General features: G+C 60.6%; 14 protein-coding genes. 5 read left to right on the top strand and 9 right to left on the bottom strand.

The features are described 5' to 3' along the window. Positions 1–67: 67 nt before the first annotated feature. From M5G18_RS18300 to M5G18_RS18285, 4 genes are all read right to left on the bottom strand, one after another. The gene (locus M5G18_RS18300; protein ID WP_273896609.1) at positions 68–445 is read right to left on the bottom strand and encodes a DUF6124 family protein; all 378 of its coding nucleotides are present in this window, start codon (positions 443–445) and stop codon (positions 68–70) included. Positions 446–868: 423 nt separating this feature from the next. Then, the gene (locus M5G18_RS18295) at positions 869–3,868 is read right to left on the bottom strand and encodes an Ig-like domain-containing protein (RefSeq protein WP_273896610.1); all 3,000 of its coding nucleotides are present in this window, start codon (positions 3,866–3,868) and stop codon (positions 869–871) included. A gap of 147 nt (positions 3,869–4,015) precedes the next feature. Beyond that, entirely contained in the window at positions 4,016–4,411 is a 396-nt protein-coding gene (locus M5G18_RS18290; RefSeq protein WP_273896611.1) for a YbaN family protein, read from the bottom strand. A gap of 10 nt (positions 4,412–4,421) precedes the next feature. Beyond that, positions 4,422–5,009 carry a UPF0149 family protein gene (locus tag M5G18_RS18285; RefSeq protein WP_085605689.1) on the bottom strand — a complete coding sequence of 196 codons (588 nt, stop codon included), beginning with the start codon at positions 5,007–5,009 and terminating at the stop codon, positions 4,422–4,424. Positions 5,010–5,286: 277 nt separating this feature from the next. Between M5G18_RS18285 and recQ the strand changes: the two genes are divergently transcribed. The 3 genes from recQ (at position 5,287) to M5G18_RS18270 (ending at position 9,894) form a co-directional block, all read left to right on the top strand. Continuing rightward, a complete protein-coding gene (gene recQ, locus M5G18_RS18280) occupies positions 5,287–7,416 on the top strand; it encodes a DNA helicase RecQ (protein ID WP_273896612.1) in 2,130 nt (709 codons plus the stop codon). 134 nt (positions 7,417–7,550) lie between these two features. Next, entirely contained in the window at positions 7,551–7,985 is a 435-nt protein-coding gene (locus M5G18_RS18275; protein ID WP_039765478.1) for a MarR family transcriptional regulator, read from the top strand. A 127-nt stretch (positions 7,986–8,112) separates the two neighbouring features. Further along, entirely contained in the window at positions 8,113–9,894 is a 1,782-nt protein-coding gene (locus M5G18_RS18270) for a motility hub landmark protein FimV (protein WP_273896613.1), read from the top strand. Positions 9,895–9,900: 6 nt separating this feature from the next. Here the strand turns inward: M5G18_RS18270 and M5G18_RS18265 are convergent, their stop codons facing one another. After that, positions 9,901–12,090: a patatin-like phospholipase family protein gene (locus tag M5G18_RS18265; RefSeq protein ID WP_273896614.1), complete on the bottom strand. Its 2,190-nt coding sequence runs from the start codon at positions 12,088–12,090 to the stop codon at positions 9,901–9,903. 71 nt (positions 12,091–12,161) lie between these two features. On the opposite strand from M5G18_RS18265, the gene M5G18_RS18260 reads away from it, so the two are divergent. Continuing rightward, complete coding sequence (locus M5G18_RS18260; protein ID WP_273896615.1) at positions 12,162–12,449, top strand: Rdx family protein; 288 nt, start codon at positions 12,162–12,164, stop codon at positions 12,447–12,449. On the opposite strand, the gene M5G18_RS18255 is transcribed toward M5G18_RS18260, so the two are convergent. Then, positions 12,443–13,336, bottom strand: coding sequence for a DMT family transporter (locus tag M5G18_RS18255; protein WP_273896616.1), 894 nt, complete (start codon positions 13,334–13,336; stop codon positions 12,443–12,445). The genes M5G18_RS18260 and M5G18_RS18255 overlap by 7 nt on opposite strands. A 72-nt stretch (positions 13,337–13,408) precedes the next feature. After that, positions 13,409–14,173, bottom strand: a complete 765-nt coding sequence (locus M5G18_RS18250; protein WP_273896617.1) for an AraC family transcriptional regulator — start codon at positions 14,171–14,173, stop codon at positions 13,409–13,411. 132 nt (positions 14,174–14,305) lie between these two features. Here M5G18_RS18250 and M5G18_RS18245 point away from each other — a divergent pair, with 132 nt between their 5' ends. After that, on the top strand, positions 14,306–15,121 hold the full coding sequence (locus M5G18_RS18245) for a UDP-2,3-diacylglucosamine diphosphatase (RefSeq protein WP_007958385.1): 816 nt from the start codon (positions 14,306–14,308) through the stop codon (positions 15,119–15,121). A gap of 14 nt (positions 15,122–15,135) precedes the next feature. On the opposite strand, the gene M5G18_RS18240 is transcribed toward M5G18_RS18245, so the two are convergent. Beyond that, positions 15,136–15,726 (bottom strand): HD domain-containing protein, encoded by a 591-nt coding sequence (locus M5G18_RS18240; protein ID WP_085605701.1) that lies wholly within the window; start codon positions 15,724–15,726, stop codon positions 15,136–15,138. A gap of 24 nt (positions 15,727–15,750) precedes the next feature. Then, positions 15,751–16,062 carry an Mpo1-like protein gene (locus tag M5G18_RS18235; protein WP_127797264.1) on the bottom strand — a complete coding sequence of 104 codons (312 nt, stop codon included), beginning with the start codon at positions 16,060–16,062 and terminating at the stop codon, positions 15,751–15,753. Between the last annotated feature and the right edge of the window lie 78 nt (positions 16,063–16,140).

Raw genomic sequence — 16,140 nt, 5'->3', positions numbered from 1 at the left:
CTGAAACGACAAAACCCGCCGCCCCGATCAAACGGGACGGCGGGTTTTTTCTTGGATCAGGCGGCGGTCAAGCTACAGCAGGCGCCTCAGCCTTCAACTCCAGATTATCCAGCACCCGATTCACCGCCAGCTCCCCCAGCATGATCAGCTGCGCAATCCCCAAAAGCACATGCCGATGCGAGCCATCCACCAGCCCGGCGAAGTCATTGGCCATGGTCTTGGCCGAAGTCAGGGTTTCGCAGGCATCGGCCAGCAGTTCTTCGCTGTCGATACCGGGGGCGATGAGGTAGCGGGTGTTGGGTTTGAGCAGCGGTTTTCGGGGGAGGAGGGGATTGAGGTAGTGATCGAGGGCGCGCTCGGCGGCTTCGTGGAATTTCTTGGAGTCGAGGGTTTCGTAGGGCGAGGTGGTGTCGGTTTCGGGTGGGTTTGGCGTTGGTTTGATCATGGCGAATCTCCGTGATTGGATTTGGCCGCCACGACTCATCGCTAAACAAGTAAAGGTGGCGGCTGTACGCAGGTTAGCGATCCGGGTCACAGAAACCCCGGGTAGACCCGAAGGTCTCCCACGCACAGCCACCATTACGCCAAGTGCAGAGAAGAGACTGCAATCGGGATTGGGCAATTGTTGCGTCTGTAGGGAGTCGGATCGCTAAACCCGATCGCTGCTTTTCAGCGACCGCCAAACAATAGAACCCGCCCCCAAGGCGCACAAGCCGGCGGATTCTGGCGGATGCGTAGGCAAAGGCGCAAGGTGGCGTGGCTTTGCGGACATGATCTTCAACACTCTTCAACAGCTGTTTTCGAAGGTGCTGAAACAACAAACCCGCGCTCACTTTTGAAAGGGAACGCGGGTTTCTGTTTCTGCTGTCTAGGCCCGCACCATGCACCAGGCTTGCCATGGATAAGCTCCCGCCGGGGAGCAGAGGATACCTTTATTATTGTGGTGATAGGCTTGCCCATGGCCAGCGGGGCAACCTGCTCCTTCACACATCCAGTGCACAGCGTGCTGCCAGAGTGGCCAGTTTGTAGTGGGCCCATATACAGTCGTCATCCCCGACCAGGCGGCGTTAATCGGCACACCGCCGATAGAGTTCATCCAGTTGACCGCCCCCTGGTGAGATGTGCCTGCCCCCCCGCTTGCCACCAGTCTGTAGATGTTGATCGAGTCCACGTAGATCGCATGGGTTGTGAACCTGTCCTGGATATAAATGTACGCGGCTCCCCAGCTGCGTCCGGTGACAAGTCCGTTGGCGTCAACGGAGACCACGGCGGGATTGCTCGAACTGAAGGTACGCTGGCCCACGCCATAAAGAGGGCTGAGTTGCAGCCAGTTACCTGGCCATCTGGCACCTGTTTGGCCCCAGCCGGTATGGCACACGACGCCATTCAAAAGCCTGCGCGTGGTATCGATATATAACGGCCGGCGAAGGATAACGCTGCGGGCTGGAGACGAAAGCTTGTTGCCATATTGCGCTCGGGCAACGATCGTGTTGTAGGCGTCATAGTTACTTACGGTCACTTGAACACCAGGAGCGATGCCAGCGCTATTGGTACGGGCGACGTTGTGGACCACGCCGTTGGACAGGATTTCAATGTTCTCATCGGGGGTGCCACGACAGTAAATGGTCAGGGCCGTTGATATCGTTTCGGTGTTGTGAGGAACCTCCCCTTGAGGGGCTTGAACGTTGGAGATGACCGGTTGCCGTTCGTCCAGCGATTCGACCCGGTATGTTTGTTTTGGAAACAGCAGGGGTTTTTGTCCCGGGCCGAGAATGACCGAGAAAGATATATTCAGGGCGGTTTCGTCTTTCAGATCAAGAAACCAGGCAAGTATCAGTGCCGTGGTCGAGCCCTGTTCTGCTCCTGTCACCTGGCCGTTGAGCGCTTGATAGCTCACTTGTGTGCCGTTTTTATGGGTGCCTTCAAACCTTAGAAACCTGGCTTGTCCCGGTGCCTGACCTGGCCATGGCGGCACTCGCAACAGGTTGGCTGCCGTCAGTTTCTTTACTTCTACAATGCCTTGTACTCCGTCGATCGTCGGGGTGGGAAAGTTATTGCTGTAGTCCGGAATGGGAGCAATCGTGATTTCCTCAGTCGGCGATGACGCGACCCTTTCTCCTTTGAAGCGCAGGTTCCAGTGCATCTTGAACGTCGTGCCGTGGTTTCTGATCAGGAAGTTGCGATCCAGCTTCCAGGTGGCACGTTTGTCTTTGTCGAAGGGCTTGATTCCGAGATCTGGCGAGTTTGCTGGAGCATCTGTCTGGACCAGTCTCGCCCGATGTTCCGTTGTTGCGCCGGGGAATTCGGCTTCCACAGTAGCCTCGGCTCCGAGTGGATTCAGCGGTTGGGGCTCTAACAGTTTTGGCGGCGTGAGAGTGGCGTCTTTGTAAAGTCCAATTTTCAATTCACTCAGATCGGAAACAACCGTCGGCTTGCCTGGGTTGGTAATCGAGCATTGCAGCACCAGTTCGGAGTCGGGAAATTGGGCAAAGTATTTTGGCGTTACGTTAAATACGATCTCTCGTGTCGGATCGACGATCGGCTGCCGGAATACAAACAGTGTCGGGACACCTTCCTTATCCTCAGTCTGCCAGCTGAGTTCGACTCTTGCGCCTTTAACAAGGGGCCAGTATTCAGCGCAGCGTACTTCTACCAAAGCAGCATCCACGCGAATGACGCCTTCGATCTGCGGTGTCGCGGTCGGTGCCGCCAAGGGCTGGGCGACGCCAGAAACCGTGGCAGAGGCTGGTTTCGAATGTTGGCTGACGCCTCCCTTGATCCATTCGTAAGTGGCCTCGAAGTTACCACCGATCAGGTTCTGCACTCGCCAGTCTTCCATGTCGAAAACTTCGGTCCTGCTGGCACTCGCGACTGTCCGACTATAGGTATGACTTACGGCCTCACCCGTCTTTGTAAAACCCTTGATTGTTAAATTGATGATTTGACCGATTGCAAAGACCCCGGTGACCAGTATCGGCAGGGAGCTACCGTTCAGTTGGTCGTGATGGACCACATTGTTTTCATCGGCCAATTCAATGATGGGAGGTGTCAGCAGTTTCACCAAAGGCTTGAAGATGATGCTGAGCGCGCCCGACCACCCGCTGAAGTTGTGGACCCGGTCGCGCACCATCCAGCGTGCGAGTAGCTTGTCGGTGGCGGGGAGGGTTGCGAGTTCTTCGGGGGTTACGTCAATGTCGATAGCGCCGCCGGGTGTGGTGTTTTCAATCTCCCAGCGTAGTGGGCCGAGCGTGATGGTTCTTACATCACCAATGTTTGAGTTGAAATACTCAGGCGCGGTCAGTGTCAGCCCTTCTTCAACCACCGTCTTGTCGATTATTGTTTCTGAACATTCGACCAGCCCCAGGCCCTGATTGTGTGGTTCGGCGTGGTCCGTGTCGGGTTCGCCCGGCTTGGGGTTCAGAAAGCAGAGATCAGTTTCAGGGGACTTTTCAGAGTTTCCGCTCAGTCTGAAAACCTCCGACTGGCATTTCACGTTCTGGGGTTGCAAAGGGGGAAACGTGGAGTACATGTCATCGATGGATATGTTGTAAGGAATGGGTTTGGCATTCCCTTGATCATCGAAATGCTCATCCTTGATGTTGATATTCGCGACAACTGTTCCGCCGAGCTTGACCTCAACTCTCTCTCCACGGTCCATGTCCTGGTGGGGTAAGTGGTAGGCCAACAGGCCCTTTTCATCACTTTCCACCATGCTGATATTGATACCTTGTGCGCCATCATTCTGAAGCTTGTGGCCGATGACGAAGGGAGGATCTATCTTATTAACGCGTATGCCGCCGGTTTCAGGTGGAAATACAACTTCCTGCACTGGGGAATCAGGATCGGGTGTATTGACGGAGCTGTTCATGAGTGCGCACCTTCGCTAGGGGGGGCCCGAATGTCTGGATGCCGGCACCGTTGACGAACGATTAGAGCGCTGACGCCTGTACCTGCCTACTGTCAGATCTGACAGGGGTACGAGGGTTTTCGACGAGCGGTCACCGTGCGGGGCGCCTCAGGATTTACGCAAGGTCTTCTGCCGCAAGATATAAATCGTCACCAGCACCGCACTGGTCAGCATGAACCCCCGCGCCCACACCAGCGGCACCAGGTAGCACGAGAACAGAATGCTCGCCCACATCAGCCCGATTGCGTAGACCTTGCCCTTGAGCGGAATGCCGTTGCCGTCGAGGTAGTCGCGGATCCATGGCCCGAGCCGGGGATGCTCGACCAGCCATTGATAGAAACGCGGAGAGCTGCGGGCGAAGCAGGCGGCTGCCAGCAGAAGGAAGGGGGTAGTGGGGAGAACAGGCAGGAAAATCCCGATCACCCCTAATGCCACGCTCAGCCAGCCAATGGCCAGCAGGATGTAGCGCAACATCAGGGGGCGGTTGCCTATGGGGTTGTCCATAGGCCGGATCTTAGTGGTGACGTGGCTTGAGAATCGCCGGTTTTTCGTCGGGCGCCTGGCACAGCAGGTACAGCGCGGTCAGGGCTTCCGGGATCTGCACGATCATGTCGTCCATCAGGTTGGCGTCCCTGGCGATGTCTTCGAACTCAGGCTGTTCGTCGAACAGGCCCGAACCGACCATGATCGGCAGGAGCATTTCGCTGACTTCTTCTTCGGCGGTTTCGAACCAGGCCGCTTCGCGCAGGAACACACCTTCCATGAAGCCGATGCACCAGCCGCGCAGTTCGGAATCGTCCGGGTCGTCGCCCAGGTCCAGTTCGCATGGCAGCTCGAATTCTTCATCCGATGCCAGTTGGCGGGCGATGTGGGCCTTGAGGCCGATCAGGGTGGCTTCGATCTCTTCGCGCTGGGCTTCGCTGCTGTAATGCGGCTCTTCGGCGAACAGGGCGTCGATCCACTCACGATCCGGCACCACGTCGGCGCAGATCGACAGCGCAGTCAGGTAGCCGTGAGCGGCCACGTAGTCCAGCGCCTCTTCATGCAGCTCGTCGGCGTCGAGGAAGACTTGCAGGCGGGTTAGTTGCTCGGCGAAGGACATTAAAGGGCTACCTTGGGGGAATAAACAATGCGGGAATTCTAGGCCTTCTTGAGCCCTCAAGCCAGCCGCACGGCAGATTTGCCCGCACAAGCTTCTTATCGGCGGTGCCCTTTGCCGGGGAGGGCTCGGGTATACTGCCGCGCTTTGCGATCCCTGCCGGTGTCGCGGCTGATGGTGTAGGGCGCGATGCAATGCGCGCTTACGTTTTGTTTAAAGCAGCCTCGGCTGTCTTGAACCAGCCTGTGCAGGGATGTTTCGGTGGATTTTTGGAGTTTTTATGCTCGAACAGGCTCAACGCGTCCTCAAGGACATCTTCGGCTACGACAGTTTCCGTGGCCGTCAGGGTGCAATCATTGAGCGCGTGGCCAGTGGCGGTGATGCCCTTGTCCTGATGCCGACCGGCGGCGGCAAGTCCCTGTGCTTCCAGGTGCCGGCGCTGCTGCGCGACGGCCTGGCGGTGGTGGTCTCGCCGCTGATCGCGCTGATGGACGATCAGGTCGCCACCCTCGAAGAGCTGGGCGTGGCCGCCGCCGCGTTGAACTCCACATTAAGCGCTGAACAACAGCGCGACCTCGCCAACCGGATCAAGCGCGGCGAAGTGAAAATGCTGTATCTGGCGCCGGAGCGTCTGGTGCAGCCGCGCATGCTGTCGTTCCTGCAAGGCTTGAACATCGCACTGTTCGCCATCGATGAAGCGCACTGCGTATCGCAATGGGGCCATGACTTCCGCCCGGAATACCTGCAACTGGGGCAGTTGGCGGAAATGTTCCCCGACGTGCCGCGCATTGCCCTGACCGCCACCGCCGACAAACGCACCCGCGAAGAGATCGTCACTCGCCTGCATTTGCAGAACGCTGAGCGTTTCCTGTCGAGCTTCGACCGGCCGAACATCTTCTACCGCATCGTGCCCAAGGAGCAGCCGCGCAAGCAGTTGCTGGCATTCCTCGCCGAGCGGCGCAGCGATGCCGGCATCGTCTACTGCCTGTCGCGCAAGAAGGTGGAAGAGGTAGCCGCGTTTCTCACCGAACAGGGCTTCCCGGCGCTGCCGTACCACGCCGGTCTGCCCAACGATCTGCGCGCCTATCACCAGAAGCGCTTCCTCAACGAGGAAGGCCTGATCATGGTCGCCACCGTGGCGTTCGGCATGGGCATCGACAAACCCAACGTACGCTTCGTCGCTCACCTCGACCTACCGAAATCCCTCGAGGCGTATTACCAGGAAACCGGACGTGGCGGCCGTGACGGTCTGCCAGCAGACGCGTGGATGGCCTACGGTCTGCAAGACGTGGTGATGCTCAAGCAGATGCTGCAGAACTCCGAAGGCGACGAGCGCCACAAGCGTCTGGAGCAACACAAGCTCGACGCCATGCTCTCGCTCTGCGAAGAAACTCGCTGCCGCCGTCAGGCGCTGCTGGCGTATTTCGATGAAGACATGCCCGAGCCGTGCGGCCACTGCGACAACTGCACCGACGGCGTGCAGACCTGGGACGCCACCGAGCCTGCGCGTCAGGCGCTGTCGGCGATCTATCGCACCGGCCAGCGTTACGGCGTCGGCCATCTGGTGGACGTGTTGCTGGGCAAGGACAACGAAAAAGTCCGCAGCTTCGGCCATCAGCACCTGTCGGTGTACGGCGTCGGCAAGGCGCTGAGCGAGAGCGAATGGCGCTCGTTGTTCCGCCAGTTGGTTGCTCGCGGCCTGGCGGATGTCGATCACGAAGGTTATGGCGGGCTGCGCCTGAGCGACACTTGCCGGCCGCTGCTCAAGGGCGAAGTGAGCCTGGAGCTGCGCCGCGACCTCAAGCCGCAAGTCGCCGCCAAGAGCGGCAGCAAGAGCCCGGCCAGCCAACTGGTGCGCGGTGAAGAACGGGAACAGTGGGAAGCCTTGCGCGCCCTTCGGCGCAAACTGGCGGAAGAACATGGCGTGCCGCCGTACGTCATCTTCCCCGACTCGACCCTGCTGGAAATGCTCCGCAGCCAGCCGACCTCGCTGGCGGACATGGCCCGGGTCAGCGGCGTCGGCGCGCGCAAGCTGGAGCGTTACGGCGAGGCCTTCCTCGAAGTGCTCGGCGGCGAGGCCGAGGCGCCGAAAGTGGTGGCCGACGTGCGCCACGAACTGATCACCCTGGCCCGCGCCGGCATGACGCCGTTGCAGATCGCCGGTCAGTTGCAGTGCTCGGAAAAGAACGTCTACACCATGCTTGCCGAAGCCATCGGCAAACAGCAGCTGTCGCTGGAACAGGCGCTGGATCTGCCGGAAGACCTGATGGGCGAAGTCCAGGACGCGTTCCTCGACGGCGAAGGCGAGTTGCCGTCGGTCGCCGAAGTGGCCGAGCTGTTTGCCGGTCGCGTACCGGAAGGCGTGCTTTACTGCGTGCGGGCTGCGCTGCAATCCGAGTTTGAAATGTAAGAGGGCGTTTGTGCCAACCGTTATACGGTTGTAACGATTCAGTACAGGACGCCTCTTGCCTATAGGCAAATGTCATGCTTAGCTGACTAATAATTAGTTTTTCTCTATTTGTTCAGTCTAATCATGAGTGTTTTATGCCGTTAACCGATCAACACCGTTTTGGCATGCAATTGGCCCAGATGTCCCGTGGCTGGCGTGCCGAACTGGATCGCCGGCTGGCCGGTCTGGGCTTGTCCCAGGCACGCTGGCTGGTGCTGCTGCATCTGGCGCGCTTCGAAGAGGCGCCGACCCAGCGGGAGCTGGCGCAAAGCGTCGGCGTCGAAGGGCCGACCCTGGCCCGTCTGCTCGACAGCCTGGAAAGCCAGGGCCTGGTGCAACGCCAGTCCGTGATGGAAGACCGCCGGGCGAAAAAAATCGTGTTGTGCGCACCGGCCCTGCCGCTGATCGAACAAATCGAAACCATCGCTACACAACTGCGCAAGGAATTGTTCGAAGGCGTCGACGAGGCGGATCTGAAGGTGTGTATGCGGGTTCACGGGCACATTCTGGCCAATCTGGAAAAGTCTTGAGGCACAACCGCGTGCCGTTTTTTTGAGAGATCGCGCTGGGCAGACTATAAGAACTACTGGGCAATATCGTGTTCGTACCGGATGTGCGAACGCATAGAAGTCGGTTTTGCTTATTTAAGGGATGCTCATGCTCGGAAGTCGGCACGTGGTACTGCGTTGCGCCAACTCGCTGTGGGTGGCTGGTGTTCTCACCTGGTCCACCGCGTCATTGGCGCTGGGGCTCGGTGACATCACCGTGCATTCAGCCCTCAATCAGCCGCTCAAGGCTGACATTGCCCTGGTGGATGTCGGGGGCGTCAGTGAAAGCGAACTGACGGTCCGTCTGGCCTCGGCGGATGAGTTTGGCCGCGCCGGCATCGAGCGCGTGTTCTTTCTCAATGACCTCAAGTTCACTCCGATCCTGCGTGGCAATCGCAACATGATCCGGGTGACGTCCAGCAAACCGGTCAACGAACCCTTTCTGAATTTCCTGGTGCAGCTCGATCAGCCCAATGGCCATCTGCTGCGCGAATACACCGTGCTGATCGACCCGCCGGGCTCGCCGGGAATTGTCCCGGCCACCGACGAGCCAACTGCGCGTGCGCAATCGTCGGAATTCCCGACCCCCGAGGCTCCCACCGCAACCACGCCGGCCAAACCTGCGGCGCCTGTTCAGCCACCGGCTCCGGTCGCCGACGCGCAGGCTGAGCAACTGGCGGCGAGCCTTGTGCAGAATCAGCAACTGCAAAAAACCATCGATGAATTGAACGTGAAGCTTCAGGCCCAGGAAGTGCTGATCGCTGACGGCAAGAAACAGCTCGGTGATTTGCAGGCCCGTCTGATTGAAGTGCAACAGGCGCCGCCGGCACCGGTAGCGCCCGTGACGCCTGCGCCAGCGCCGGTCATTGCCCCGGTCGAGTCTCAGGAGGATTCACTCAACTGGCCGCTGCTCGGCGGACTGCTACTGGTACTGGGATTGCTGGTGGCAGGGCTGTATGTGCGTCGGCAACGCCAGCAGGCGCAAGGGTCTGAGGCGCCGACACCGTTCCTGCCGGTACGAAACGAGCCCCCGGTCGATGACACCGAACCGATGCAGCCGAGTACTGTTCACAGTGCTGTCGAACATCGCGAGGAACACGCCAACGGCGATGTACTGGAAGCGGTCGGCATTTATCTCGCCTACGGACGCTTGGGCGAGGCTGCCGGCCTGTTGCGCGATGCGTTGCAGCGGGAACCGGAGCGCATCGACCTCGGCGTGCAATTGCTTGAAGTGCTGGGGCGGCAGGGCGACACGCCGGCCTATGACGAGCAAGAAAACCGCCTGCGCCAGCTCGGGGTCGAGGATCAGCGCTTGCAGGAGATTCGCGCCCGCTACCCGAAACTGGTCAGCGCCGCACCTTTGGTGGCGGTGGCCCCGGTGATTGCCGCGCTGCCGATCGAACCCGCAACGCCTGTGGAGCCGGAACCCGAAGACAATTTCGAACTGAACCTGGATCAGCTCTCGATGGCCTCCAGTTGGGATCTTGAAGAAACTCGCCCGGCCACCACAGCACCTGAACAGCCGCCATCAACGCTCGGGTCCGATCTGCAGGTACTACCACAGGATTTCGAATTGCCGGAAACCCTGTCCGACGACGCCGAAACCGCCGAGCTGGAATGGATCGTCGAACCGGAAACGCAGCCGCTGGACGAGGACTTTCTCAACGAGTTTGGCGATCCCGGCCCGACACTGGAGCTGGAGCCACTGGAGCTGAACGCCACGGAACCCGAACCCTCGGACACCGCCAACGCCGGCAAACTCGAACAGGCCCAGACCTGCATCGACGACGGCGATATCGACAGCGCTATTGCCTTGCTCAACGAACTGCTCAAGGAAGCCGACGAACCCCTCAAGCAAACGGCGCGCACGCTGTTGGCGGGGATTCGTTGACCGCTGTCAGAAGGTCTGGCCGAGGTTCAGGTACACCGCCTGTTCATCCGCATCGTTCAGGCCATAGCTGAAGTTCAGCGGCCCCAGCGGCGTATCGAAGCCGATGAACACACTGGCCGCGTTGATGTAGCCGCTGTCGAACTCATTGTCGTTGTTCCAGGCCCGGCCGCGCTCCAGCGAAGCGCCGGCGTACAGCGGGAAATCCAGTGGCAGGTATGAACGCGGGGTGAGGCGGCGGTAATACACCGCACGCATCAGACTGACGTTCTGCCCGGAGATCGCGTCCTCGCGGAAACCGGACAATTGCCGGGCGCCGCCGAGCAGGAAGCTGGAGGTCACCACGTTGGCATCGTCCAGCGTGCGGCCGTAACGGCCACCCAGAATCAGCGTGTCTGGGCCACTGCTCATGGCCTTGTCCAGTTTGAATTCCCACTGCCGGTAGCGCGTGTCGGAACCCAGGCTTGGTTCGAACTGCACCAGCGTCAGGCCGATGTCTTCGCCTTCGTGGGGGTAGTAGACGTTGTCCAGCGAGTCGAAGGAGTACTTCAGCGCGTAGAACCCTTCGTTGAAATTCTCGCTCGGCAGATCCTGATCGCCGATCCGCACATCGGCCTTGCCCCAGGCTTCGCCGACCCCGAAGCGCACCTCGCCGCTGTTGCCGATCTGCCGGCCAAAGTTGAGGCCGAAGCCGTAGCGTTCGACGCGATACTGGGCGATCGGATCGTTGTCCAGGACCGCGTCGACGTTCTGTGCGGCAAACGACGCATAAGGCGCCACGAAGTAGCGAGAGCCCACATCCAGCGGCTGATAGAACTCGCTGTACAGCTCTTGTTTATCGCCGATCTGCGCCCGGGTCAGCCATTCCGCGCCGAGCCGGTTGATGCCGTTCATGCGGTAACTGGCGCCGAGGTTGAAGGCGCTGTCGCCGCGCATGTCGTCCGACAGGTTGAGGCCGACCCGCAGGTAATCGGTGCCGGTGCGTTTGCCGCGCGCGCTGATCACCAGCGTGTGATCCGCGCCCTTGTGCACCACGCGGTATTGCACCTGCTCGAAGTAATCGAGGCCGTACAGGGTGCCCATGTCGGTTTGCAGACGGCCCAGATCCAGCGGCTCGCCGATGTGCTGGCGGATGTAGTAGCGGATCACGTCATCGCCGACTTTCGAGTCGTTCTCGACCTTGATCGCGGTGATGATCGGCGTTCGCTGGCCCGGTGCGCGGGCGGCGTTGAGTTCGGCGTCCTGCGACTGCACGGGTTTGAGGCGCGCGAGGCGCACGTTCAGGGCCTGGGTCGCGCGGTAGCCGGCGTCGATCATCTCCTGGCCGCGACCGAAGTCGGTGGCGCCGAAACTCGCCAGTGGCGGCTGGATCAGCACGTCATCGGGGTGCAGGGTCGCCAGTTGCTCTTCGGAGTTGCGTCGGGTCATCAGGGTGATCGACTGGTTCAGCACATCGACCACGGTCACCAGTTGCTTGCGGTTGCGCAGCGGGGTACCGATGTCGACCACGATGGCCACGTCGACGCCCATTTCACGGGCCACATCGAGGGGAATGTTGTCGGTCATGCCGCCATCCACCAGCAATCGGCCGTCGAGCTCGACCGGTGCGAACACCGCCGGGATCGACATGCTGGCGCGGATCACCTGGGGCAGGTGGCCCTTGCGGAACACCACTTTTTCGCCGTTGGCAATGTCGGTGGTCACGGCGCGGAACGGGATCGGCAGTTTGTCGAAATCCCGGGTGTCGCTGGTATGGGCCAGCAGACTTTCCAGCAGCAACGCGAGGTTCTGGCCCTGAATCACGCCCAATGGCAGGCCGAGGCTGCCGTCATCGCGAAAGCTCAGTTTCTGTTTCACCAGAAAGTCGCGGTCGTCCTGCTTGCGCCGGAACGGCACGTCTTCACGGGGCGGGGCGTCGGACAGCGCCTGTTGCCAGTCGATGGTCAGGGCGAGTTTTTCCAGCTCGTCGATCTTGTAGCCCGAGGCGTACAGCCCGCCGACCACTGCGCCCATGCTGGTGCCGGCAATCGCATCGATCTTGATGCCTTGTTCTTCCAGGGCCTTGAGCACACCGATGTGCGCCAGCCCTCGGGCCGCACCGCCGGACAAAACGAGACCGACTTTGGGGCGCGTTGCCTCACTGGCATGAACGAACAGCGGTAGGAAACCAAGCAACAGGCAGATCAGAAGACGGCGCATCGTGAGTCTCGGGGCGAGCGATAAAGCCGGCTATTATAGCGGCGCCCTCTGGCTCAGGAGTTTCAGCGATCATGACCGTCACAAAACCGGAAATCGTCATCACCTATTGCACGCAATGCCAGTGGCTGTTGCGCGCCGCGTGGCTGGCGCAAGAGCTGCTCAGCACCTTCGGCGACGATTTAGGCAAAGTGTCACTGGTGCCGGGCACCGGCGGGATATTTCACATTACCTGCAACGACGTGCAGATCTGGGAACGCAAGGTCGACGGCGGTTTCCCCGAGGCCAAGGTGCTCAAGCAGCGGGTACGTGACCAGATCGACCCTGACCGCGACCTCGGCCACAACGACCGTACTCAGTGAGAGGCGGCTTCGGCCGCGACGGTTTTCTTGTCGCTGCTGCCTGACATCCGGCTCGACACCACGATCGCAACGATGATCAGCGCGCCGCCGATCAACATGCGCAGGGTCGGATCTTCATCGAACAGCAGCCAGGCCACGGTAATCCCGTACACCGGCTCCATGGCGAACACCACCGCGGCGGTGCGCGCCTTGATTACCGCGAGGCTGGCGACGAACAGGCTGTGGGCGACGCCGGTGCAGAACACCCCAAGCAGACCGATCCACAACCAGTCGATGGCCCGCACTTCGCTCAGTTGCGGCGCCGCCACCGGCAGCAGACACAACGCCACCACCACGTTCTGACACAGCGCCGCCTGCACCGCCGGGATGCGCCCGGAGCTGGCGCGGTTGGTCAGGGACAACAGGGAAAACAGCAGGCCGGACAGGATCGCCCAGAGCAGGCCGGTGGTCGCGCCGCTGGCCAGATCGAACGCCGGGGTCACCAGCACCAGTCCGACACTGACCAGCACCACCAGCACGATTTCGTTGATGCGGATGCGTTCGCGGAAGATCAGCCCTTCGAGGATCACCGTGAAGGCCGGGAAACTGGCGAAGCCCAGTGTCGCAATGGCGACACCCGCAACCTTGACCGCAATGAAGAAGCTCACCCAGTGCCCGGCCAGCAGCACGCCGCTCAGGGCCAGTCGCCGCCAGTCGATGGCCTGCAGTTTCTGCCAGCCGCCCTGTTGGGCGAAACGGGCAAAAAAGGCCAGAGCCAGCACGGCAAACGCGGCGCGTCCGAACACGATGACGGCGGGCGTTGCGGCCGCGAGTTTGCCGAAGACGCCGGTCAGGCCGAACATCAGTGCGCCGATATGCAGGGCGCCGAGGGCGGTACGGGGAGTCATTGCAGTCCTTTTTCCAAACACGATTACAGGCACACATTGAAGCGTGTATCGACGGAAAAGTCTGTCGGCAGGCTATCGACTTTTGTCGTCAGCCTCGCGTCGCAATTGTGTAGGAGAGGTGCCAAATTCACGCAGGACGGCGGCCGAGAAGGCACTTTGCGAGTTGTAGCCGACACGACTGGCCACTTCCCCGACGGGCAGTGTGGTGTTGCGCAACAGCGCCACGGCTTTGTGCAGCCGGCGACTGCGAATGTAGTCCATCGGTGTCTGCCCGCATTCAGCGACGAACCGCGCATGCAACCGGGCGCTGGACAATCCGGCGACGCGCGCCAGATCCGCGACTTGCAGCGGATAGGCCGCGTACTGCTCGATGTGCGCATCGAGTGCCGCGTAGGGCAGGCGGCGCGCGACGATTTCGGTGGGTGGCACGTGGTTCAGGCTTGCCAGCAGCAACACCGCGCCTTGTTGCGCAATCAGCGGATCGTCCACCGGGCTGTTCGCCAGCCAGTTGACCAATTGACCTTGCCCGGCATCCAGCGACAACCGGGCGGCGCTGTCCAGCAGACGGCGGCTGGCATCGGCGTGGTCGCCCAGCGAGCGCGTCAGCCATTGTTCGTCGGGCACATCCAGCACCAGACAGCGGCTGCCCTTGGGACTGCCGCACGCGTGATGCGCGCCGGCGGGGATCACCACGAAGCTCTGCTGCAATACCTGGCTGCCACGCCCTTCGACTTCGAAATCCAGCGCGCCGGACAGGCCGAACACCAGTTGCGCGTGGTCGTGGCTGTGGGCGATCAGGTCGTGGCTGTAATGGCGCAGGGTGAGGATCGGTTGCATGGCGGTCTCCGGGCGAGCCGCCAGTCTACACCGGCGCAGGGGCGACGCGTTTGTCACACGACTGACGCATACCTGTCATGGTCGATTAACCGGGCGCGCGCAGAGTGGCGAAAACATCGCAGAGGGTTGCCCATGACCAGCGCCGAGCTCGCCAGACCCAGCCGTAAACAACGGGTTCGCACCCTGTGGATCTCCGACGTGCACCTGGGCACACGGGATTGCCAGGCCGAGCATCTGTCGCAATTTCTCAAGGGCTATCACGCCGACAAGATCTACCTGGTCGGCGACATCATCGACGGCTGGAAACTGCGCGGTGGCATGTACTGGCCGCAAGCGCACACCAACGTGATCCGCCGTTTGCTGACCATGAGCAAGCGCGGCACCGAGGTGATCTACGTCACCGGCAACCACGACGAATTCCTGCGCCGCTATTCAAAACTGATTCTGGGCAATATCCAGCTGGTCGACGAGGCAGTCCACGTCACCGCCGATGGCCGGCATCTGCTGGTGATTCACGGCGATCAGTTCGACGTGATCACTCGCTATCACCGCTGGCTCGCGTTCCTCGGCGATTCGGCCTATGAATTCACCCTGACCCTCAACCGCTGGCTCAATCACTGGCGGGCGAAATACGGTTACGGCTACTGGTCGCTGTCGGCTTATCTAAAGCACAAGGTGAAGACCGCGGTCAGTTTCATCAGCGACTTCGAGGAAGCCATCGCTCACGAATGCGTGAAGCGTGAGCTGCACGGGGTGGTCTGCGGGCACATTCACCACGCCGAGATCCGCAAGGTCGGCGAAGTGGATTACCTCAATTGTGGCGACTGGGTGGAGTCATGCACGGCGCTGATCGAGCACTGGGACGGCACGATCGAGCTGTATCGCCTGGCCGATGCGCAGGCGCGGGAAGCGGAATTGAAAGCGGCGAAGGTTGCCGAACTGGCCTGAGTTTTCAAATCAACTCAGGCCGGACTGTGCTCTTCCATCGCCGCCTTGTAGATCGAGTTCTTCGGCTGGGCGAACAGCCTTTCCATCATCGGCTCGAAGAAGCTCAGCGGCAGGGTGTCGTACTCGGGGTCGAACGCTGCCGCGTCATATTTGGCGCAGAACTCCGCGGTCGCCAGAAACTGCGGGTGGTCGCTGAATTGCTCGCGCAGGTGCCGATCCATGCCCAGGTGATGGAAGAAGTAGTAGCCCTGGAAGATCCCGTGCTTTTCCACCATCCACAGGTTCTCGGCGCTGACGAACGGCTTGAGGATGGCTGCGGCGATGTCCGGGTGATTGTAGGAGCCAAGGGTGTCGCCGATGTCGTGGAGCAGGGCGCAGACCACGTATTCCTCATCGCGCCCGTCGCGAAAGGCGCGGGTCGCGGTTTGCAGCGAGTGGGTCAGGCGATCCACCGGGAAACCGCCGAAATCGCCTTCGAGCAGTTTCAGGTGGGCCATGATCCGGCCCGGCAACTGACGGGCGTAGGCGCTGAAATCCGCCGCAATGATCGCCCAGTCGTCCTGTGTGCCGTCCTTCATGTGGGTGAAACGGGCAGTGGCATTCATCGGCAGTCCTCATGGTCGGAATTTCTAGAACGGCACGCGGCCCAGGATCATGTCGCGGTACATGACGAAGTCGCCGAGCAGGCTGTAGAACGGGTGCTGGAAGGTGGCCGGGCGGTTTTTCTCGAAAAAGAAATGGCCGACCCAGGCAAAGCTGTAGCCGGCCAGCGGCAAGGCGAGCAACAACAGCCAGGCGCCCTTGGCGATAGTCAGGGCGAGAATGAAGATCACCAGCGTCGTGCCGATGAAATGCAGACGACGGCAGGTGCTGTTGCTGTGCTCGCTGAGGTAATACGGATAGAACTCGGCGAAGCTGTTGAAATGCTTGATGGTTTCCACGACTGCGATCTCTGTGGTTATTGTTCTGATTGCAAGTTGTTCGGCGGGTAGCTTATTTGAGTCTAGAGTGATCAATGG

Source organism: Pseudomonas aphyarum (assembly GCF_028657055.1).
Classification (GTDB): Bacteria; Pseudomonadota; Gammaproteobacteria; order Pseudomonadales; family Pseudomonadaceae; genus Aquipseudomonas; species Aquipseudomonas aphyarum.
Note: the sequence above shows the minus strand (reverse complement) of the source record. Positions and strands in the feature narration are given on the sequence as shown.